The sequence below is a fragment of the Arthrobacter sp. NPDC055585 genome (genome assembly GCF_053619115.1).
In genome coordinates, this window is record NZ_JBSHIT010000003.1 from 195,993 (window position 1) to 215,497 (window position 19,505).

Below are 19,505 nucleotides of genomic sequence, written 5' to 3' on the forward strand. Positions count from 1 at the left end.
CCTCGGGCGGCCAGCTGGCTTATGTCGCTGGCCGGAGTCTACATGTGCGCACAGATACGGCGGCTACCTCACAGTGTGGCTCCTCACCGAATGACTAGACTGGGGAACATGCCGCAACAGTCCGTAGATTCTGCCACCCTGGGCGAGCTGATGCACGCCGCCTTCCGCGGGCTGCGCGGCCGCTGGATCAAGCAGCTGGCACCGTTCGACCTGACCCCGCACCAGTTCCGCGCGCTCAACGCCGTGGCACGGAGCGGGAACGACGGCGGCCTGCGGCTGAAGGACTTGGCAGACTCGCTCCGCATCGCGCCCCGGTCAGCCACCGAAGTGGTGGACCAGCTTGAGGCCAAGGATCTGGTGAAGCGCGGACCCGATCCCTCAGACCGCCGGGCCACCCTGATCACGCTGACGGAGCAGGGCGTGAGCATGCGCTCCGAGGTGCGGGAAGACCGTGCACGGCAGGCGGATGAGTACTTCGCCGTTCTCTCCGACGAAGACCGCGCCCAACTTGAGCGGATCCTGGCGAAGCTGGCGGAGGAAAACCCACACCGCCACGGCCCGCGCGGCAGGGACTAGCAGGAACCAGGCAGGGAAAACTTCAGCCGGACAAGCGGTCCCGGAGACTCCGAGTCTGTGCGCCGGACAAGGCTGCACGTACCGTCAATAGGGATAGTGCTTCCCCCAACGTTCGGCACGTGCGGTAACACCGCGCGGCATCCCGGGAGGTAGTTCCCATGCCCGCACACGAACCACGCTCACGCCGCGGCGCACAATCCACCGCAGACCCCCGGCAGCACGGCAGCCGGGCGGGAGCCTATTTCTCACCCCGCACGTGGCTGCTTCCGCTGCTGGTCCTGCTCATACTGGGCGGAGCTGGATCCGCGTTGTACATTGGCGGGCTGGGCAGTCCGGAGAGCAATCTCAACCACCTGCCGGTCGCCGTCGTGAACCGTGACCAGGGCGCGGACACCCCCACCGGCCAGGAGAACTTTGGGGAGAACCTCACCAGCACCATGGAGACGGACTTCTCTAAGACGGACAAGATCGAGCTGCGCCCGCTGAGCTGGGACGACGCCCAGCACCAGCTGCGCACCGGCCAGGTCTTCGCCGCCGTAGTGGTGGAGGAGGACTTCTCCGAATCCGCGGTCTCTCTGGTTTCCTCCTCGCTTACCGACGGCGATGCCAGCCGTCCGCAGATCACGCTCTACACCAATCCGCTGGCGAGCCCGCTGGCCAGCGAACTGGCAGCCGACGCCGTCGAACCGGCATTGAAGCAGGCCAGCACCAGCCTGGGCGAACAGCTGGACGAAACCGCGCGGCAGGCGCAGGGCGAGGCGACCGAACGCCAGGACGCCGAACTCACCGAGGCAGGAGTGCCCGCCGAAGTGCAGGCACAGCTGGCACCCAAAATCACCGGAACCTCAGCGGAGGCACTGCGCGATCCGATCCAGATCACGGAAACGGCGTTCCAGAAACCTCCCGACGGCGCGGCGCTGGGCATGGGTGCCTTCTTCTACTCCGTCCTGCTGATGGTGGTGGGCCTGAGCGGGTCCGTCACGCTGCACTTCCTGGTGGATTCACGCGTGGGCGTGCTGCCTGTGGAACTGGGCCCGCGCTACGTCCTGGGCCCGAAACTGCTCCCGGCACGCTGGGTGGACTTCCTGCTCAAGTGGGGAATCGCCGTCGTGGCCGGGCTGCCCACCGCCGGGCTGATGATGTGGGTGGCCAATGCCGTAGGCATGCCCATCCCGCACGGCGGCTGGTTCTTCTTCAGCACCTGGCTCTCAATCGTGACGGTCTCTGCGGTGACGTTCGCGCTGATCACCATCTTCGGCAGCGCAGGCATGGTGCTGTCCCTGATCTATGTGGTGTTCATGGGGCTGCCGGCCGCTACCGGCGTGGTACCGCTGGAGACTCTGCCCGGCTTCTTCGCCTTCATTGCCCGGGGTGAACCCCTGTACCAGATGACGATCGCCAACAAGGCGATTCTCTACTACGACGCCGAAGCCTCCGCGGGCCTGCAGGCCGGGCTGATCGGGATGGGCGTCATCATCCTCATCGCGGTGGTGCTGGCGCTGCTGTTCTCGGTCCTCTACGACCGGGCGCGCGGTATCCGTGAAGCGGCGGCGGACGTGGAAAACGCGGCAGCCCGCGCACTGTAGGCGGCGCCGCGGCTGCCGGCTGAAGGGGTCATTTCCGGAGCCGGTTTGGCCCGTGGCCCCCGTGGTGGGAAAATCCGACTATGCCCCCGATGCAGAATTCCAGCCGTTTGCAGAACATCCGCTACGACCTGAGGGGGCCCGTACAAGCGGTCGCCAAGCAGATGGAGGCGGCAGGGCAGCGGATCCTGAAGATGAACCTCGGCGATCCGGCACCGTTCGGGCTGGAGGCTCCGGAATCAATCGTGGTGGACATGATCCACCATCTGCGCGGTGCCCAGGGGTACAGCGATTCCAAGGGCATCTATTCTGCCCGCACCGCTATCTCGCAGTACTACCAGACCCGCGGCCTGATGCAGATCGGCGTGGAGGACATCTGGGTCGGCAACGGCGTCAGCGAGCTGATTTCAATGACGCTGCAGGCCTTCCTGGAGCCCGGTGACCAGGTGCTGATTCCGTCTCCCGACTATCCGCTGTGGACAGCATCGGTGATGCTCTCCGGCGGTGAAGCCGTGCACTATGCCTGCGACGAGGACAATCACTGGTGGCCGGACATGGCCGACGTCGAGGAGAAGATTACGGACCGCACGCGGGTGATCGTGATCATCAACCCGAACAACCCAACCGGCGCCGTCTACCCCCGGGAGATCCTGGAACAGTTTGCCGACCTGGCCCGGCGCCACAATCTGGTGCTCTTCTCTGATGAGATCTACGAAAAGATCGTTTACCGGGGAGCAGAGCACATTCACACTGCATCTGTGGCCGGTGACCTTCCGGTGCTCACCTTCTCCGGACTCTCCAAGGCCTACCGGATGCCCGGCTACCGGGCCGGATGGGTGGCCCTGACCGGCAAGCGTGCGGACACCGCCGGATACCGGGAGTCACTGGACCTGCTGGCGTCCCTCCGCCTGTGTGCCAACGTGCCCGCGCAGCACGCCATTCAGACCTCCCTGGGCGGATACCAGAGCATCAATGACCTCGTGAAGCCTGGCGGACGGCTGGCCGAACAGAGCGACCTCGCCTGCCGGCTGCTCAACGAGATCCCCGGCGTCAGCTGCGTCCCTGCCTCCGGGGCCATGTATCTGTTCCCCAAGCTGGACCGTGCGCTGTACCCGTTCGACGACGACGAGCAGTTCGTCCTGGACCTGCTCGAGGAACAGAAGATCCTCGTCTCGCAGGGAACGGCCTTCCACTGGCCTGAGCCGGATCACTTCCGGTTTGTGATCCTGCCCGCCGAAGAGGACATACGCGACGCCGTGAACCGGATTGCGGAGTACCTGGCAGGCCACAGGAAGCCGGCTCCGGAACCCGCGCCAAAGGCCGACGCCGGAACGGAACCGGATGAAGCAGGAACTGAGGCCGACGCCGGAGCTGACCCGGATGCCGGCACTGCCCAGGCCGGAAAGCCCGCAGCCTAGCCGAGCCCGCTCTTCAGCCTGCCGGACACCACCGCTGTACCAGTGTCCGGGTCGGTGCGGACTGCGGCGTCGAAACCTGCGGCGTCGAAATCCCTGGCCAGGTCCGATGCCTGGCCGCTGCTGCACTCGACCAGCAGCTCCCCGTTCCGGCTCAGCCACTCAGGCGCGTCCGCTGCTATGCGGCGGAGCAGCTCCAGCCCTTCGCAGCCGCCGTCCAGAGCCTCGGCAGGTTCGTGGATGCGGGCGTCACGGGGGAGGAAGGGCAGCTGTTCCGTAGGGACGTAGGGAGCATTGGCGGCCACGACGTCGATGCTCCCGCGCAGCCGGCGCGGCAGGGCCTCAAACAGGTCTCCCTGGTGGACCCGGGCCTGCCCGGAGAGGTTGGACCGGGCCGCTGCGACGGCCGCCGGCGACAGATCCGCAGCATGAAGTTCTGCCTGTGGAAGTGCAGCGGCAAAGACCGCGCTCAGTGCGCCGCTGCCGCAGCAAAGGTCCAGGATGAGAGGATTACTCCGGCGTGAGGCCGACTCGAGTGCCGCTGAGGCCAGGAATTCTGTGCGCTGGCGGGGGATAAACACACCCGGAACCACCCGCAGCCGCCGGCCAAGAAACTCTGCCCAGCCGAGCACGTATTCCAGCGGTTCCCCGTCCACCCGCCGCTGGAGCAAGGCTTCCGCCTCTGCCGCTGAGGAAGCCCCGCGAAGCAGGAGTTCCGCTTCTTCGAACGGAAAGACGCACCCTGCACCCTCCAGCCGCGCGCTGAAACGTCCAAGGAGGTGCTTCTGGGCCTCCATGCCGTCCGCTCCTTCCCGTTCCATCAGTGGGTGGTTTTCGGTCGTGCTGAAAAGATCTCCCGCAGATATCCCTTGAATTTGTGGAAGTGAACGCATCTGCGGAGTTATGGTCGTAGCATGCCTAGCTTGAGAGTTGCCGAAGCGGCACGGTTCCTTGGTGTCAGTGATGACACGGTGCGCCGTTGGATTGAGAACGGTACCCTGACGGGGCGCCGGGACGCCAGTGGCAGGCAGATCATCGACAGCCTCGAACTGGCCCAGCTCGCCCGCCGGCAGGCGCAGCTGCCGGATGATCCCACGGAAATCGCCAGCTCAGCCCGGAACCGGTTCGTGGGACTCGTGACTGAAATCGTCATGGACAAGGTCATGGCCCAGGTGGAACTGCAGTGCGGTCCTTTCCGGGTGGTGTCACTGATGAGTTCGGAGGCAGTACGCGAACTCGGCCTGGAACCAGGTTCCACTGCCACCGCCGTGGTGAAGGCAACCAACGTCATCGTGGAAATGCCGCCGGGAAAGAAGCAGCCGTGAACTGGTGCCGTTCCGGCACAGTCATCGCCGCATCGCTCCTCACGGGGCTGCTGAGCCTGGCGGGCTGCTCGAACCAGTCCGCGCAGCCGCAGGCAGGCAGCGGCGAAGTAACGGTGTTTGCGGCAGCGTCGCTGGCCGGACCCTTTAGCGAACTGGCGGAGAACTTCGAAGCCGCCAACCCCGGCACATCAGTCCGGTTGAATCTGGCGGGCTCCGCGGACCTCGCCGCACAGCTGGTCGCCGGTGCGCCGGCCGACGTTTTTGCCTCCGCAGACGAGGCCAATATGGCCAAGGTGGTGGACGCAGGACTGACCGCCGGGGACCCGCAGGACATTGCAACCAATACCCTGACCATCGCCGTCCCGCCCGGAAACCCGGCGGGAATTACCGGGTTCGTGGACTTGGCTGAGGCCGGGCCGCAGGTAGTGGTCTGTGCAGTGCAGGTTCCCTGCGGCGCTGCTGCCGCCACGTTGGAAGAAGCAGCCGGAGTGAGTCTCTCGCCGGTGAGCGAAGAAACCTCGGTGGCCGGGGTGATGGGCAAGGTCGTTTCGGGAGAAGCCGATGCCGGTCTGGTTTACGTCACTGATGTACGTGCGGCTGGAGACAGCGTCCAGGAGATACCTTTTCCCGAAGCGCGGCATGCTGTGAACCGTTATCCGCTGGTTCGGCTGGCCGGCTCTGCTGATACGGACCTTGCGGACGCCTTTGTCCGGTATATCCAGGGCGCCGACGGACAAAGTGTCCTTCAGGAGGCCGGTTTTGGCCTCCCCTAACAGCACGGTAGAGCTGCCCCGCTGGGTACTGGCCGCCGCCGTGGCCGGGACTCTGTTCCTCCTGCTTCCCCTGGCGGCCGTCACGGCAGAGGTTAACTGGGCGGAGTTCATCCCGCTGGTGACGTCCGAATCCTCACTCGCCGCGCTCTCCCTGAGCCTTCGCACGGCCACGGCGAGCACCGTGCTCTGCATCCTCCTGGGCGTGCCGCTGGCGCTGGTCCTGGCCAGGGTGCGGTTCCCGGGGAAACGGCTGCTCCGGTCCCTGGTGCTGCTTCCCCTGGTCCTTCCCCCGGTAGTGGGCGGCATCGCCCTGCTGTATACATTTGGCCGGCAGGGACTCCTGGGCGGAGCGCTCGAAATCCTGGGAGTCCAGGTCGCTTTCTCCACCGCAGCGGTAGTGCTGGCCCAGACTTTTGTAGCGCTGCCCTTTTTGGTCCTGACCCTCGAAGGAACACTCCGGACCGCCGGAACCCGCTACGAAGCCGTTGCTGCTACCCTCGGGGCCCGTCCCTGGACGGCGCTGCGCAGGGTTACGCTGCCGCTGGTCCTGCCAGGCCTGGCCAGCGGTGCGGTGCTCTCCTTTGCCCGCTGCCTGGGCGAGTTCGGCGCTACTCTCGCCTTCGCAGGAAGCCTGCAGGGCGTCACGCGGACACTTCCGCTGGAGATCTACCTTCAGCGGGAGGGCGACGCCGACGCCGCGGTGGCGCTTTCCCTTCTGCTGGTGGTGGTGGCTGTGGTTGTGGTTGGACTCTCTTACCGGTCCGCCCCGGGGCGAATAGCTGCGGCCCGGCCGTCCACCAGGGGCAGGGCTCCGTCCGGAGCAGCAAGCTAATGGGTCTCAAGATGCAGGCCGAGCTGCCTGAGCGGGGAATCGACGTCGGCTTTGAGGTAGGGGACGGGGAAACTGTGGCCCTGCTCGGGCCCAACGGGGCCGGCAAATCGACCGTCATCTCACTGCTCGCCGGCCTGGTCCAGGCCCGGAGCGGCGAGGCCGAGCTGAACGGCACCACACTCTTCCGCCTTTCGAACGGCAAAGGTGAATCCCTCCCGGCGTACCGTCGCGGAACCGCGCTCCTTGCCCAGGAGGCGCTGCTCTTTCCTCATCTAAGTGCCGAGGACAACGTTGCGTTCGGTCCGCGCAGCACGGGAACAAACCGCCGGGCGGCCCGTCTGGCTGCCCGGCACTGGCTGGAGGAAGCGGATGCCGCTGCCCTCGCCTCCAAACGGCCCGGGGAACTTTCCGGCGGGCAGGCACAGCGGGTTGCGCTGGCCCGGGCCCTCGCCGCAGAGCCGGACCTGCTGCTGCTGGATGAGCCGATGGCTGCCCTGGACGTGGAAACCGTTCCGCTGATGCGCAGGCTGCTCAAGCGTGTGCTGTCCGGGCGCAGCACACTGATTGTCACCCATGATGTCCTCGATGCCCTCACCCTCGCAGATCGGGTCCTGATTATGCAGGACGGGCGGATCGTGGAGTCCGGACCGCCCGCAGAGGTGCTGAGCCGCCCGCGGAACGCCTTCACCGCCAGCCTTGCCGGACTCAACCTGGTGCGCGGAAACCTCAGCGGCGGGCGTCTGGTCACTCCCGGGGGACTGCAGTTTGCAGTGCCGGACGCGGCGGGCACAGCAGTGGACGGCGAGGCCGCACTGGCTGTCTTCCCGCCGTCGGCCGTTTCGGTGCGCAGGGCCGGCACTTCCGGATCCACGGACCCGGGGACGCAGATCCTCCGGGCAGCGGTAGCCGACCTGGAACCGCAGGGGGACAGAATCAGGGTCCGGGGCGCCGGCCTTGCGGCAGACATCAGTCCCGCTGCGGCAGCAGAGCTCTCGCTGAGTGTTGGTGAGCCGGTCGAGTTCCTCCTCGCAACCTCCTCGGTTACCAGCTACGCCGCAGCGGTTGTTCCAGGCTAGAGCGGCCTAGTACAGCTTGATGGAGCCGCCGTCGGCCATGAGGGTCTGGCCCGTCAGGTAGTGGGAATCCTTGCTGGCCAGGAAGGCGACAATGGGAGCAATGTCGGTTTCCGGGTCGCCGAGCCGGCCCAGGGGAACGCCGTCCACCACTTCCTGGTACGCCTCCGGGAACGCCTTGCTCCACTGCACAATGCCCGGCGTCAGCGCAACAGGAGAGACCACATTGGCACGGATGCCGTCGGGCGCCCACTCATTCGCTGCCGTGCGGGTAATGGCTCGGATTGCCTCTTTTGCAGCCGAATAGGCCACCTGGTTGGGCAGGCCCTTTATGCCGGCACCGGAAGCAAAGTTGATGATGCTGCCGCGTGTTTTCTTCAATTCCGGATAGGCAGCGCGCATCAGGTAGAACGTTGCCAGTGTCCCGGTGTTGAAGGACAGGTCCCAGATTTCCTTGGTGGTTTCCAGAATGGACGCCTGCTTGGAGGCATGGGCGTTGTTCACGAGGATGTCCAGGCCGCCGAAGCGCTCGACGGCTTCGGCGACAATCGCAGCGGCGTTTTCCTCAACGGAGATGTCCTTGGCGATGAAGATGGCTTCACCTTCCAGCTCCGCCAGCAGTTTCTCACCCTGCGCCTGGTCAATGTCGACAATCGCTACCTTCGCGCCTTCGGCATGGAACCGCCGGACGATTCCCTGGCCAATACCTCCTGCGCCGCCGGTGACGATTGCGGTCTTATCCTTCAGTTGCATGGTTTTCCTTCCGTAGAACCGGGTCCTTGGAGGGGTCCGGAGAATTGGGGAGGCGGGACTCGATGCCGCGGATGAAGCTGTCCACCAGATAGTCCAGGGAGTGCCGTGAGGTCCGGTAATTGATGCCGCGCTGCTGGAAGCGTTCGGCCAGGGGATGCGGTTCAGTTCCGTCCCCGGATTGCAGCGGCGAAATGCCCGGCCCGTCGCCCGCGGCCGCCGCAATGGCAGCGGTTCCGATGACGGCTGCTGAGACGCCCAGCAGACAGTCGAAGGCTTCATCTTCCTCCAGTCCTGCTGCTGCGAGGGTGGAGAGCAGGCGCTCCGCATCGCCCGGAGCTGCCATATTCACCAGGCGGCGCGGAGTCAGGATGATGCTCAGCAGCCAGGGGTGCGCCGAGAAGGTCCGCCACTGGACGTTCGCCATGTGCGCCAGCAGGTACTGCCAGGTGTGGTCGCCGGCAGGCACGAGCGTGTCCTCCCGAACGGCGTCGGCCATAAGCAGCAGCAGTGCGCCGCGGTCGGCAACGTGGCGGTAGAGTGCCATGGCGGAGACGCCGAGATCACCCGCGACCCGGCGCATGCTCACAGCTTCAAGGCCGTCGGTGTCCGCTATCCGGGCACCGGCCCGTGCTATGACAGAGGGGCTGAGGGGCTGGTGCGCTCCCACCGGGTCACCTCCGGACGGTGCTGGGAATCGGGTGGTGTTTACAGTGTATACCAGCCGTTGCGCGCGCAGGCGGCAGCGGCCGCTCCTATACTCGCGAAGATGGAGGACCAACCGCGGATCCTGGTGGTGGAAGACGACCGGCGCCTCGCGCAGATGCTGACGGAAATCCTTGAATCCGAGGGGTACTCCGTGACCGCTGCCCATGACGGGCAGCGCGCCCTGCACGAGGGCCTCACCGGCTCCTTCGATGTCCTCCTGCTGGACCGCGGACTGCCTGCCATCGAGGGCCTGGATGTCCTGGCCCGGCTGCGGAGCAGGGGAGTCGCGGTACCGGCCCTGGTACTCTCCGCGCTCGGGAATCCGTCGGACCGGGTGGAAGGCCTGGACCGCGGCGCGGAGGACTACATGGGCAAACCGTTCGACGTCGAGGAGCTGCTGGCCAGGCTTCGTGTGCTCCGGCGCCGCACGGCACAGGAGTTGCCGGTGCTGCCGGTTCCCGGCGGCATGTTTGACACGACCGGCCGGACCGTGACCCAGCCCGGAGGAGCGGTGGTGGTGCTGTCCGAGCGGGAGTCAGCGCTTCTGGAGGAGCTTGCGCGCCGCCCGCTGCAGGTATTTCCCCGGGAGGATCTCCACGACCTTGTGTTTCCGGATGCCGACGACGACGGCGTAGTGGACACCTACGTCCATTACCTCCGCCGAAAACTCGGGAAAGCCTCGGTCCTGACGGTCCGCGGAATTGGCTACCGGTTGGGCAAGACGGCGTGAGGCGGCGATGGTTTGGGGCTGGTGAAGGGAACGACGCCGAGCCGCGGCGGGCAGCGCGGAGGCTCGCAGTGCAGTTCACGGCACTGATCGTTGTGCTTCTCTCACTGGCCGGAGTTGTTGTCTACTACCTCGCCGCCGCCGGCGCTGAACAGGCACTGCAGGACCGCCTGGAATCAGCTGCGGCGCTGGATAACCCGCGGGATGCTCCGCTGGACATCTTCCTTGCCGTTTATGACCGGGGCAGGCTCACCGTATCGAGGGACATGCCCGAAGGTCTGCCGGTTGAAGAGTCACTGGCCGCTGTGGCTGCAGGGGGCGGGGAAGTTGAAGAGACCGTCGAGGCGTCCGGCACCACTTTCCGCGTGCTGACCAGACCTGATGGAAGGGACATAGTCCAGGCGGCGATTGATACCTCCGAAACCCGCGGGCAGCTGGACCGGCTGGTACTGGCCCTGGTGTCTGCGGTGCTGCTTTCCGCGGTGGTGGCGGCACTGTTCTCCGTTCTGGCGGCGCGGGCCGCGATGCGTCCCCTGGTCGAGGCGCTTGCCCTGCAGCGCAGGTTCGTCTCCGATGCCAGCCATGAGCTGCGAACTCCGCTGACCCTGCTGAGCACCCGGGCGCAGCTGCTTCGGCGTCGTCTGGCTTCCCGGTCTGACGGGGGAGGAACGGAGGCGCAGTGCGGTCCGCAGAAATTTGTGGAGTCAGGTTTGGATGAAATCATCGCGGACACGGGTGTTCTAACCGGAATCCTTGAGGACCTGCTGGAGTCCGCGGATCCGCGCCGTGCAGGGCCCCCGGAGCCGGTTGACCTGGGCGCCGCCGCGCAACAGGCTGCCCGGGCCTTTGGCACCACCATGCGGGACCGCGGCCTGGAGCTCAGGCTAGATGTTCCAGGTTCCCCGGTCCGGGTCCGTGCTGCTCCGGCGGCAGTTCAGCGGGTCATCACCGCCCTGCTGGCCAACGCGTCGGACTATGCCCGGTCCACTGTGTGGGTACAGGTATCGGCAAGCGGGCGCAACGGCGTCCTCCGCGTCTCCGATGACGGCCCGGGAATTCCCCGTGAACTGCGCGGACGGATGTTTGAACGCTTCTCCTCGGCTCGGGAAACCTCCGGCGGGCACACCCGCCACTATGGCCTGGGCCTCGCGCTGGTTGCTGAAATAGCCAACCGGTTTGGCGGTACGGTGCAGGCAGAACCCAGCCATGGCCGGGGTGCTTCATTGACGGTCCGCCTGCCGCTGGACTGATGCCTGCCTCTAAGAAACTTCGAAGAAAGACGGCGTTGCATAGAAAGCGTAGGTATCCACACTCTGTTTGCGAAGGTGAAAGCAACCATGGAGATTGGCAGCAAAGCCAAGAAGATCATTGTCTGGATTGCCAGTGGCCTGGCAGCTGCCGGACTGCTGACCGGCACATTCTTCACGGGTATGGCCGTTGCGGACAATACTGAGCCCGCCTCAGTCACGTCGGAACTCGACGGCGAACGCCCCGAGCGCCCCGAGCGCGGGGATCATTCGGACCTGCCCCGGGACAGCGAGCGGCAGGACAGTGACTCACAGGACGGCGACTCACAGGAGAAGGACGCCCAGAAGAACGACGGCGGCGAGGGCACCGATGAGGCGCGTCCGGAGCGGCCCGACCATGACGGCGGGCCGGACCATGACGGCAAACCCGGCAGGGACGATTCCGGCAGGGACGATTCCGGCAAGCAGGACGCCAGGGACGGCCGCGGGGAACGCGGCGGCGACGGACACCGTCACGGGCACCCGGACAGCGAAGAGGAAGCACCGGCTGAGGACGCCCCGGCCCAGAGCTAGGTACAAGCCCGGATCAAGGCGCAGTCCCTAGACCGCCAGCAGCTGGGCCTGCGCAGCTTCGCGGTGTTCGGGCTGGCCTGTAGCCAGCGCAAACATCGCGTAGTTCAGCGGCCCGGCCGCAATGAGGGCGGTGCAGCGCTCTGCCAGGCGCGGCTCGGCGGTGCCGGCCGCGTCCTGGCAGCGGCGCACGACTTCATCAAAGGAGTCGGGCGAAATGAGCTGGACGTACATAAATTCCAGAGCCGGATCGCTGACTTTGGCCGTAGTCCAGTCCAGCACCGAGACGATCCTGTCCGACTCATCAAGCAGCAGGTGCGCCGGATACAGCTCGCCATGTGTGAGAACGGTGCGCTGGGGCCAGAGACCGTCATCGTCCAGCCACCGCCGCCAGCCGTCGAGCAGCCCGGGATCAATCCGGAACTCAGCGAGCGCGTTATCAAGTGCGTTCGCCCAGTACCCGCGGACTTGTTCCGGAGTTTCGGTCCGGATGCCGGCGGCGGCAGCCGCAGCCGTGTCAAGGCTGTGCAGGGAAGCAATCAACTCCGCCAGTGATTCCAGGTATTCAGCGGAGGACGGGTCGAAGTGCCAGTCCGGCTGATTGCCTTGGCCGACCGTCAGGCCCGGCCTTCCCGGAAGGAGCGGGTAAGCCACCAGGTCTGCTTCCTGGATCTGCCAGTCCGGTACAGCGACGCCAAGCTGCGGCCGGACGAAGTCCAGGATGGCACGCTCACCAGGCTGGCCGGCAGCCACGTCGGGGCGTCTGGGGACCCGCAGCACCCATTTCTGTTCCTTTCCTTTTTCGGTGGCAAACGCCACCCGGTAATCGAGGCCTGCCTCGTTGAACTCCACGCCTGCCGGCTCCAGATGCAGCCCGTGGGACTCGGCTATGGCACACACTTCCTCGGGGCCCGGCTGGGCTTCAGCCATCGTCTCGGGGGTCATTAACTCCTCTTTCGGGTTGATGTGCACTGCGGACTTCGGCATGCAGCCGGCTGCCTTCCAACCCTTCCTTATGCCGGACTATTTGGGAATCCGCAGGCACACAGATCCCGGGAGAGAATGGAGTGGTGAGCCCCTCTGAATCGCGCGGAATGCTGCCCGCCGGCCCCTTTAACCTTGCCGAGCTTGGGCGCGGCCTGGTTTTTGCCGCGTCGCTGCCCGCCGCTGCGGCGGCTCTGGACCCTGATGGTTTCCGGGGCGGCACATCCAATGCTGACGATGCCACGGGTGCCGCGCTCTCCGGCGGTGCCGCCGTCGTGCAGGCCCCGCCCGGAACCGGCAAGACCACGCTGGTCCCGCCGCTGGTGGCGAATCTGGCGGCCGGGCGGGTCATTGTTACCCAGCCGCGCCGGGTGGCCGCACGGGCAGCTGCCCGCAGGCTTGCCGCCCTGGACGGCACGGGGGTGGGGGAGCGCACCGGCTACACGGTCCGCGGTGAGAGCCGCACCAGCGGGCGTACCCTCGTTGAGTTTGTTACTCCGGGCATCCTGCTGCGACGCCTGCTGGCCGATCCGGGGCTGGAGGGTGTTTCCGCCGTCGTCCTGGACGAGGTTCACGAACGCGGACTCGAAACCGACCTGCTTATCGGCATGCTGGCCGAAGTCCGCCAGCTGCGCCCGGACCTTCTGCTGGTGGCCATGTCTGCCACGCTGGACACACCCCGCTTCGCGGAACTGCTTGGTGCGCCCGGGTCTCCGGTCCCCGTGGTGGACTGTCCTTCAGCGCTTTATCCGCTGCGCGTGCTGTGGCAGCCGCCGGCCGCCGCGCGTCTGGACGAACGCGGCGTCACGCCGGGATTCCTGGACGGACTGGCCCTGCTTGCCATCCAGGGCCACGCGCAGGCACTGGCCGAGGACGCGTCGGTTGACGCTCTGGTGTTCGCTCCGGGTGTCCGGGAAGTGTCCCACGTCGCCAGGGTCCTGCGGCAGGAAGCGGGCCCCGGCACCGAGGTGCTGGAACTGCACGGCCAGGCCCCGGCGGCCGAACAGGACCGGGCGGTTTCCGGACGGGGTCCGGGGGAGAAGCCACGCATCATCGTGTCCACATCGCTGGCCGAATCCTCGCTGACCGTTCCCGGCGTTCGGCTGGTTGTCGATTCCGGACTGGCACGCGAACCCCGGCGCGACGCCGCCCGCGGCATGAGCGGGCTGGTCACCGTCAGCGCGTCCCGCGCCTCAGCACAGCAGCGTGCCGGACGTGCGGCGAGGCAGGGACCGGGAACCGTGATCCGCGCCTACACGGAAGCTGCGTACGCCGCCTCTCCTGCCCATCCCACACCGGAGGCCGCCGCGGCCGACCTCACATCCGCAGCCTTGATCCTCGCCTGCTGGGGGACCCCCGGCGGCCGGGGACTGGCGCTGCCCCAGGCGCTGCCCGGTGCAGCGCTGGCGGACGCTGAAGCAGTCCTGCGCAGTATCGGTGCAGTGGACCAGGACGGCAAAGCCACAGAAACCGGTCACCGGCTGGTGCGCATCCCGGCAGATCCGCGCCTGGCCCGGGCCCTCGCTGAGGGATCCCTGCTGCTTGGTCCGCGCACGGCTGCGGAGGTCACAGCCATGCTGTCCGGCGACCGGCGACCGCCGGGAGCCGACCTGGTCCGGCTCCTGTCCGCTCTGCGCTCTGGACGGGATCCGGGGTCCGGCGCCTTTGCCCGTGAGGCCCGGCGCCTGCAGCAGTTCGTGCAACCTGATCGGAAGTCCGCCGGTACGGCCCAACACCCAACCGGGGCTCCGGGCGCTGAGGAGGCCGTGGGAACACTCGTGGCGCTTGCCTTCCCGGACCGGGTGGCCCGCCGGGTGGAGGGCGCTGCAGGGGAACAGTACCTGCTTGCATCGGGAACCCGTGCCGGGCTTCCCTCGGAGAGTCCGCTCCGGGGACACACCTGGCTGGCCGTGGCAGACGTTTCCCGTGCCGCGGGGAAGGCAGCCGCAGGAACCGGGGCCGTGATCCGTGCTGCCGCGCCGCTGGCGGAGGAGACTGCTGAGGCTGCGGCCTCGGGGCTCCTATCCTCGGAGATTACAGCCGTGTTCGACGGCGGCAGAGTGTCCGCGCGGCGGGTACGCCGCCTGGGTGCGATCGAGCTCTCCTCGACGCCGGTCCGTCCCGCCGCGGCTGAGGGTCGCTCTGCCATGGCAGACGCGCTGGCCGAGCAGGGCCTTGGCGCCATCGGCTGGTCTGGGGCGGCTGAGGCTCTCCGCCGCCGGCTCGCCCTGCTGCACCGGCTGCTTGGTTCGCCGTGGCCTGATGTATCAGAGGCGGCGCTGCTGGAGCAGCTTCAGGACTGGTTGGGCCCGGAACTGGAAGCGCTGGCAGGAGGGACGCGGGCGGCAGATATCAATCTGCTGGATCCGCTGCGCCGGCTGCTGCCCTGGCCGGAGGCAGCCAAACTGGATGAACTGGCTCCGGAAAAGATACTGGTGCCCAGCGGCACGCAGGAGCGGATCAGCTATCCGGACGCAGAGGACGGCGCAGCTCCTCCCGTACTGGCAGTCAAACTCCAGAAGTGCTTCGGCTGGGCGGAATCACCGCTGTTGGCAGGAGGGCGGATCCGGCTGCAGTTCCACCTGCTTTCACCTGCCGGACGCCCTCTGGCCGTGACAGATGACCTCGCCTCTTTCTGGTCCGGCCCGTATGCACAGGTGAGGGCCGAGATGCGCGGACGGTATCCCCGCCATCCCTGGCCGGAGGATCCGTGGAGTGCGCCGGCAACGGCCAGGACAAAGACGCGGATGTGAGCGGAGTTAGCGGCCGTGGTGCCGGCGGCACCAAACACCGGTCATAAAAAAGTCCGGCAACGCCTGCAGCGTTGCCGGACTTTCGCGCCGAATTGGTGCGGGGGGGTGGCTTAGGTAACGGGTTCGGCCAGGGAAGCCGCCTGCCCGGACCAGACGGCGTCGAGCACTGCTGATGCTTCGTCCTCACTAACACCCAGGGACAGTGAGATTTCAGTGAGAAGCGGGCGGCGCGCGTGCCGCAGCATGTCCCGTTCAGCGTGGGAGAGTCCCTTATCAAGGGACCGGAGGGTGAGGTTTCTGACTACCCGGGCTACGTCGGTGATGCTTCCGCTGGCCAGCAGTTCGGTGTTTTCCTTGAATCTGCGGGACCACTGGGTTTCCTCGGCATCGGCGTCGGCCTTGAGGACTTCCATGAGCTTTTGAAGCTGGGCACCGTCCAGAACCGGGCGCAGCCCTACCTCGCCGGCCTTGGCCAGCGGAACCCAGACCTCCAGCTTGTTCGCATGCACTTCGAGTACCAGGTACTCCATGTCTTCGCCACGCACTTTGCGGGTGTCGAGACGGCGGATGGCTGCGGGACCGTGGTGGGGGTGGACTACGGTTTGACCTACGTTAAACGTCAATGTGTTTACCTCTGGCTGCTTCGATTCCTGACCCGGCATCCTCTCCGCAGCGGCCGAAGGCGCGGGCACGCATTGGGGATGGCCGTCCCGCCGCAGGCCCGGAACGGCTGGGTGCTGTGACGGAAGCGCGGAGACGGTACCAGCACATGGGTGAAGGTTCCGGAAGCCGCGAGTCTGGTAGTTTCCATTATTTCACGTCCGGGGCAGATGTACCCGGCCCGGGCGGGAGCTGGTTGCCCGGGACCTCGGATGTTTCGGTCTGAGCTGTTAAAACAAGTAAAACGAGGTGCCCCTCCCGGAATCCGGAGGGGGCACCTCGTCTGCTGAAGGCTGTACCAGCCGTCAGTATCGCGGACTATGCGCGGTAGTAGACGGGGCCGGAGCCGAGGTTGGCGGTCGCGATGACGGTCTGGTTTCCGTTCATTCCGCTGTGGATGGCCTGGCCGTCGCCGATGTAGATGGCGATGTGGGGGACACCGGCTCCGCCGTTGGCGTAGTAGATCATGTCACCCGGCTGGGGGTTGGACACCGGGGTGCCGTAGGCAGCCAGCTGCGCCGGGGCCAGGTCACCGACCGAGTGGCCGGCTGCGCGCAGTGCCTGCTCCACGAGGATGGTGCAGTCCTGTACGGCGCCCAGCTGTGCGTAGGCGGAGCTGACCATGATCGCTCCGATGCCGGAACCCGTTGCAGCAGGTGCCGGGGTAACGGCCTGGGTGGTGACGTTGCTCTCGTAACCGGTAAAGGTGCCGGGATCGGTGTACGAGGCAGCAGGTGCTGCGTCAACCGGGGCCGGAGCGACGTAGGTGTCAGCAGGGACATACGCCTCTGCCGGTGCTGCGGGTGCTGCGGCAGCGGCGGGAGCTGCTGCGGCTTCACCCGAAACGGTAATGACGTCACCGGGGTAGATGATGGACTCCAGCGACAGGGCGTTGAGCTGCAGGACGCTGTCCAGGGTGACTCCGTAAGCCGCGGAGATTTCGCTCAGGGTGTCACCCGAAACTACGGTGTGAGTCACGGCTGCAGCCGGAGCCGGGGCTTCGGCTGCCGGGGCAACGGGGGCTTCGGCTGCCGGGGCGACGAAGGCAGGTGCTGCTGCTGCAGCGGGTGCCGGGGTCTCGTTGATGACTGCGCTGGCCTGAGCCGGAGCTGCCATACCGAACATCAGGCCGGAGCCTGCTACAACCGCTGCTGCGGTGCCGGTGACGGAGCGGGCTTTGCCGGGTGCTGCTTTTGCGATGGTGGTCCAGATGCTGGACTCTGCGCAGTGACGTCCGCGATTCTTAGAAGACAAGGTATTACCTCTCCCTATACCTGCGAGGTGAGCTGTCGGGTTCGGATGGGAGTCACCCGGCCGCCGGTCTCATCCGGTCGGCTTAACCCCAAGGATTCAAAGGACCCAAAAAATTGGTTCCCCCGCCCCTGCCGTCGTAGTGCAAAAGGGACCCCAGGCAAGCGGCAGAGTTAGGTAACGAGCCTGGGGCGCCGCATCAGGTTTGCGGCATGCCAAGGACACTAACAGCAATCTCTTTTTGATTGCAATTCGGTAACGGCGCCGTGTTGCCGTTGTGTTGAGTAGGTCACCCGTGCTATTTGACAGCCCCCTGTCGATTTCCTACTCAGGGGTCCCACCCGTATCCCGACTGGCAAAGGGTTCGGCCTGGTCTCCCGAGACAGAATTCTGCCGCCGAACCGGGACGCGGCTGCCTCCGCAGGACTACGCTTAAATCCCTGCATTCCGGCGAAGGAGAGCGGTCGTGGCCCAGGAACCAAGCAGCGGAACACCCCGTCTGCCCATTGAGGAAATTGTCCGCGAGATGAGTATTCCAGCCGGTCTAGCCGGCCCGGAACCTATGATTTCGGACGTGCGCTGCTATGCCGTCGCTCAACCCGCCGGCATTGTGGTCATTGACACAGGAATGCCTGACGCCGCTGCTGCGATTGCGGACGCTGTTGATGCGCTCGGGGGCAGCTTTGCGGATGTCCGGGACATCGTCCTGACGCACCTGCACATGGATCACATCGGATCACTGTTTTCTATTGCCGAGCAGGCGCCGCTGGCATCCATCTATGCCGGAGGTCCCGACTCACCGGACATTCGTTCGCCCCGCAAAGTGCAGCCCCTGGAGGAGGGGGACACTGTGCAGGACCTGCAAATCCTCGCGACCCCGGGCCACACTCCAGGGCATGTCAGCATTTTCCACGAAGGTACCGGAACGCTCTTTATCGGCGACGCCGCCGCAACAGTTCACGCCGAAGTTGTCCGCAGCCCGGCGGCCTTTACCTCTGATGCTTCGCGCGCAGAGGATTCCCTGGAGCGCATCGCTGCACTGGCCCCGGACCGCATTCTGTTTGCCCACGGTGCGGAAATTCCCTCACCAACCAGCGCGCTGGTACGCCTTATTGGTGGACCCTACGGAGGCTAGCGCTCGGATCCTGCGCCGGACTGCGGGCTTCGGTTCCTCGCCACGAGCCAGACGAACCACATGCCGGCTGCCGTCGTCAGAACAGCTGCAGCTGGCAGCAGCCACGTCACCGGGCTGCCTCCGGAAGCAGAAACGCCGGCATAGAGCAGCCAGCAGAGCGCCAATGCTCCACCCGCCAGGCCGGCACAGAAGCGTGCGGACTTTCCGGAAACGGCACTGAGATAGGCTCCGGCGGCAGCCGGGCAGGCAAAGGACCCGCCCAGCACCGCACCGCCGATCAGAGTCCACAAGACGTAGCTTGCCAGCTCCCCGGGCTCAACGGTGGAGGCATAGCTCAGCTGGAAGTTCAGCATGGCCAGTGCCATGCCTGCCAGCGCGCCCAGCGGAATAAGGAAGAAGACAGACCTGCGGGTCCGCGCGGGGGTGGTGCTCATGTCCTCAACTGTATCGCCGCAGGTGCTGCCCGCTGTGCAGCCGGTCCCGCCACCTTCGAGGCGGCAGGAGTGGACGGTGGGAGCTTCCAGTAAGCAGGCTGAGACGAAGCCGACATCCTCCTTTTTATGAATGACTCAGAATAACTGCTAGAGTCTTTATCAGCACCGAACGGCTTCCGTTCGGCATCAGCGTCCATGCAGGCTTCCCACGCAGGGAACCGCGGACCTCCGCAGCCTGGCTCCGAGCCGGCTGCTCCGACTTTTTGCAACGCCGCCAAAGCGCCGGCGCACTCAGTGCTGCCCGGCTGCCTTGCCCACCCTTCCTTTAGGAGAACAATGTTCGACACCACGACTATCGCCGCGACCCTCACCATCGAGGGCCAGGACTCCGGCGCGAACCACAACGCCGCCCGTGAAACCCGTGCCCTGCCGGCCCGCCGGGCGGCCCTGGGCGGAAACTATGTGGCTGCCTACGGCCACCCGCGTTCCACCGAGCAGCACACGGTCCGTCCTGCCGCGGGCTGGGGATACACCGCCCGGTTCGACGGCACGGGTCACCGGCACTCTGCGGCCGCAGTAGACAGCTACACGGCTTCCTTCGGCCCTGCCGGACGCACACCCAGTGCCGTCACCAGTGAGCGCGGCCGGTACACCGATGCGAACCTGTAATCTGTGAACCCGGGGAATCCCGGCACAGACAACGGCGGGG

The 19,505-nt window shown here is 66.2% G+C and carries 20 protein-coding genes and 1 riboswitch; of the genes, 13 read left to right on the forward strand and 7 right to left on the reverse strand.

Annotation, left to right across the window (positions count from 1 at the left end; genetic code table 11):
* Positions 1–108: 108 nt before the first annotated feature.
* The 3 genes from ACWGQ2_RS07185 (at position 109) to ACWGQ2_RS07195 (ending at position 3,577) form a co-directional block, all read left to right on the forward strand.
* On the forward strand, positions 109–576 hold the full coding sequence (locus tag ACWGQ2_RS07185; RefSeq protein WP_452015730.1) for a MarR family winged helix-turn-helix transcriptional regulator: 468 nt from the start codon (positions 109–111) through the stop codon (positions 574–576).
* 158 nt (positions 577–734) lie between these two features.
* On the forward strand, positions 735–2,162 hold the full coding sequence (locus ACWGQ2_RS07190; protein WP_452015732.1) for a YhgE/Pip domain-containing protein: 1,428 nt from the start codon (positions 735–737) through the stop codon (positions 2,160–2,162).
* A gap of 80 nt (positions 2,163–2,242) precedes the next feature.
* Positions 2,243–3,577 (forward strand): pyridoxal phosphate-dependent aminotransferase, encoded by a 1,335-nt coding sequence (locus tag ACWGQ2_RS07195; protein ID WP_452015734.1) that lies wholly within the window; start codon positions 2,243–2,245, stop codon positions 3,575–3,577.
* Here the strand turns inward: ACWGQ2_RS07195 and ACWGQ2_RS07200 are convergent.
* The gene (locus tag ACWGQ2_RS07200) at positions 3,574–4,371 is read right to left on the reverse strand and encodes a putative protein N(5)-glutamine methyltransferase (RefSeq protein ID WP_452015736.1); all 798 of its coding nucleotides are present in this window, start codon (positions 4,369–4,371) and stop codon (positions 3,574–3,576) included. The two genes, ACWGQ2_RS07195 and ACWGQ2_RS07200, sit on opposite strands and share 4 nt — an antisense overlap.
* A gap of 117 nt (positions 4,372–4,488) precedes the next feature.
* Here ACWGQ2_RS07200 and ACWGQ2_RS07205 point away from each other — a divergent pair, with 117 nt between their 5' ends.
* The 4 genes from ACWGQ2_RS07205 to ACWGQ2_RS07220 are packed head-to-tail and all read left to right on the forward strand — an operon-like array spanning position 4,489 to position 7,580.
* A complete protein-coding gene (locus ACWGQ2_RS07205) occupies positions 4,489–4,899 on the forward strand; it encodes a TOBE domain-containing protein (RefSeq protein WP_452015738.1) in 411 nt (136 codons plus the stop codon).
* The gene (gene modA / locus ACWGQ2_RS07210; protein ID WP_452015740.1) at positions 4,896–5,672 is read left to right on the forward strand and encodes a molybdate ABC transporter substrate-binding protein; all 777 of its coding nucleotides are present in this window, start codon (positions 4,896–4,898) and stop codon (positions 5,670–5,672) included. The genes ACWGQ2_RS07205 and modA overlap by 4 nt, the downstream gene beginning before the upstream one ends.
* A complete protein-coding gene (locus ACWGQ2_RS07215; RefSeq protein WP_452015742.1) occupies positions 5,659–6,504 on the forward strand; it encodes an ABC transporter permease in 846 nt (281 codons plus the stop codon). Before modA ends, ACWGQ2_RS07215 begins: the two co-directional genes overlap by 14 nt.
* On the forward strand, positions 6,504–7,580 hold the full coding sequence (locus tag ACWGQ2_RS07220) for a sulfate/molybdate ABC transporter ATP-binding protein (protein WP_452015744.1): 1,077 nt from the start codon (positions 6,504–6,506) through the stop codon (positions 7,578–7,580). The genes ACWGQ2_RS07215 and ACWGQ2_RS07220 overlap by 1 nt, the downstream gene beginning before the upstream one ends.
* A gap of 6 nt (positions 7,581–7,586) precedes the next feature.
* Here ACWGQ2_RS07220 and ACWGQ2_RS07225 read toward each other — a convergent pair whose 3' ends face one another.
* On the reverse strand, positions 7,587–8,330 hold the full coding sequence (locus tag ACWGQ2_RS07225; RefSeq protein WP_452015746.1) for an SDR family NAD(P)-dependent oxidoreductase: 744 nt from the start codon (positions 8,328–8,330) through the stop codon (positions 7,587–7,589).
* A complete protein-coding gene (locus ACWGQ2_RS07230; protein WP_452015748.1) occupies positions 8,314–8,997 on the reverse strand; it encodes a TetR/AcrR family transcriptional regulator in 684 nt (227 codons plus the stop codon). The genes ACWGQ2_RS07225 and ACWGQ2_RS07230 overlap by 17 nt, the downstream gene beginning before the upstream one ends.
* Positions 8,998–9,096: 99 nt before the next feature.
* Here ACWGQ2_RS07230 and ACWGQ2_RS07235 point away from each other — a divergent pair, with 99 nt between their 5' ends.
* The 3 genes from ACWGQ2_RS07235 (at position 9,097) to ACWGQ2_RS07245 (ending at position 11,582) form a co-directional block, all read left to right on the forward strand.
* Positions 9,097–9,765 (forward strand): response regulator transcription factor, encoded by a 669-nt coding sequence (locus ACWGQ2_RS07235; RefSeq protein ID WP_452015750.1) that lies wholly within the window; start codon positions 9,097–9,099, stop codon positions 9,763–9,765.
* Between the two features lie 68 nt (positions 9,766–9,833).
* Positions 9,834–11,012 (forward strand): sensor histidine kinase, encoded by a 1,179-nt coding sequence (locus tag ACWGQ2_RS07240; RefSeq protein ID WP_452015752.1) that lies wholly within the window; start codon positions 9,834–9,836, stop codon positions 11,010–11,012.
* A gap of 87 nt (positions 11,013–11,099) precedes the next feature.
* The gene (locus ACWGQ2_RS07245; RefSeq protein ID WP_452015754.1) at positions 11,100–11,582 is read left to right on the forward strand and encodes a hypothetical protein; all 483 of its coding nucleotides are present in this window, start codon (positions 11,100–11,102) and stop codon (positions 11,580–11,582) included.
* A gap of 27 nt (positions 11,583–11,609) precedes the next feature.
* Here the strand turns inward: ACWGQ2_RS07245 and ACWGQ2_RS07250 are convergent, their stop codons facing one another.
* Positions 11,610–12,524 (reverse strand): macrolide 2'-phosphotransferase, encoded by a 915-nt coding sequence (locus ACWGQ2_RS07250; protein WP_452015756.1) that lies wholly within the window; start codon positions 12,522–12,524, stop codon positions 11,610–11,612.
* Positions 12,525–12,673: 149 nt separating this feature from the next.
* Here ACWGQ2_RS07250 and hrpB point away from each other — a divergent pair, with 149 nt between their 5' ends.
* Positions 12,674–15,316: an ATP-dependent helicase HrpB gene (gene hrpB / locus ACWGQ2_RS07255; RefSeq protein WP_452016074.1), complete on the forward strand. Its 2,643-nt coding sequence runs from the start codon at positions 12,674–12,676 to the stop codon at positions 15,314–15,316.
* A 110-nt stretch (positions 15,317–15,426) separates the two neighbouring features.
* Here hrpB and ACWGQ2_RS07260 read toward each other — a convergent pair whose 3' ends face one another.
* Together ACWGQ2_RS07260 and ACWGQ2_RS07265 are read right to left on the reverse strand one after the other, a co-directional pair.
* Complete coding sequence (locus tag ACWGQ2_RS07260; protein ID WP_452015758.1) at positions 15,427–15,939, reverse strand: CarD family transcriptional regulator; 513 nt, start codon at positions 15,937–15,939, stop codon at positions 15,427–15,429.
* 355 nt (positions 15,940–16,294) lie between these two features.
* Positions 16,295–17,230 carry a LysM peptidoglycan-binding domain-containing protein gene (locus ACWGQ2_RS07265; protein ID WP_452015760.1) on the reverse strand — a complete coding sequence of 312 codons (936 nt, stop codon included), beginning with the start codon at positions 17,228–17,230 and terminating at the stop codon, positions 16,295–16,297.
* Between the two features lie 3 nt (positions 17,231–17,233).
* A riboswitch (cyclic di-AMP (ydaO/yuaA leader) is annotated at positions 17,234–17,407 on the reverse strand.
* Between the two features lie 286 nt (positions 17,408–17,693).
* On the opposite strand from ACWGQ2_RS07265, the gene ACWGQ2_RS07270 reads away from it, so the two are divergent.
* Positions 17,694–18,362: an MBL fold metallo-hydrolase gene (locus ACWGQ2_RS07270; RefSeq protein WP_452015762.1), complete on the forward strand. Its 669-nt coding sequence runs from the start codon at positions 17,694–17,696 to the stop codon at positions 18,360–18,362.
* On the opposite strand, the gene ACWGQ2_RS07275 is transcribed toward ACWGQ2_RS07270, so the two are convergent.
* Positions 18,359–18,796 (reverse strand): hypothetical protein, encoded by a 438-nt coding sequence (locus tag ACWGQ2_RS07275; protein ID WP_452015764.1) that lies wholly within the window; start codon positions 18,794–18,796, stop codon positions 18,359–18,361. The two genes, ACWGQ2_RS07270 and ACWGQ2_RS07275, sit on opposite strands and share 4 nt — an antisense overlap.
* Positions 18,797–19,132: 336 nt before the next feature.
* Between ACWGQ2_RS07275 and ACWGQ2_RS07280 the strand changes: the two genes are divergently transcribed.
* Positions 19,133–19,465, forward strand: coding sequence for a hypothetical protein (locus ACWGQ2_RS07280; protein WP_452015766.1), 333 nt, complete (start codon positions 19,133–19,135; stop codon positions 19,463–19,465).
* Positions 19,466–19,505 lie beyond the last annotated feature (40 nt).

Coding starts and splice junctions, on each gene's coding strand:
- ACWGQ2_RS07190 (WP_452015732.1), top strand. CDS start 735: ATGCCCGCACACGAACCACGCTCACGCCGCGGCGCACAATCCACCGCA.
- hrpB (WP_452016074.1), top strand. CDS start 12,674: ATGCTGCCCGCCGGCCCCTTTAACCTTGCCGAGCTTGGGCGCGGCCTG.
- ACWGQ2_RS07185 (WP_452015730.1), top strand. CDS start 109: ATGCCGCAACAGTCCGTAGATTCTGCCACCCTGGGCGAGCTGATGCAC.
- ACWGQ2_RS07280 (WP_452015766.1), top strand. CDS start 19,133: ATGTTCGACACCACGACTATCGCCGCGACCCTCACCATCGAGGGCCAG.
- ACWGQ2_RS07195 (WP_452015734.1), top strand. CDS start 2,243: ATGCCCCCGATGCAGAATTCCAGCCGTTTGCAGAACATCCGCTACGAC.
- ACWGQ2_RS07275 (WP_452015764.1), bottom strand. CDS start 18,796: ATGAGCACCACCCCCGCGCGGACCCGCAGGTCTGTCTTCTTCCTTATT.
- ACWGQ2_RS07225 (WP_452015746.1), bottom strand. CDS start 8,330: ATGCAACTGAAGGATAAGACCGCAATCGTCACCGGCGGCGCAGGAGGT.
- ACWGQ2_RS07220 (WP_452015744.1), top strand. CDS start 6,504: ATGGGTCTCAAGATGCAGGCCGAGCTGCCTGAGCGGGGAATCGACGTC.
- ACWGQ2_RS07235 (WP_452015750.1), top strand. CDS start 9,097: ATGGAGGACCAACCGCGGATCCTGGTGGTGGAAGACGACCGGCGCCTC.
- ACWGQ2_RS07200 (WP_452015736.1), bottom strand. CDS start 4,371: ATGGAGGCCCAGAAGCACCTCCTTGGACGTTTCAGCGCGCGGCTGGAG.
- ACWGQ2_RS07245 (WP_452015754.1), top strand. CDS start 11,100: ATGGAGATTGGCAGCAAAGCCAAGAAGATCATTGTCTGGATTGCCAGT.
- ACWGQ2_RS07250 (WP_452015756.1), bottom strand. CDS start 12,524: ATGACCCCCGAGACGATGGCTGAAGCCCAGCCGGGCCCCGAGGAAGTG.
- ACWGQ2_RS07205 (WP_452015738.1), top strand. CDS start 4,489: ATGCCTAGCTTGAGAGTTGCCGAAGCGGCACGGTTCCTTGGTGTCAGT.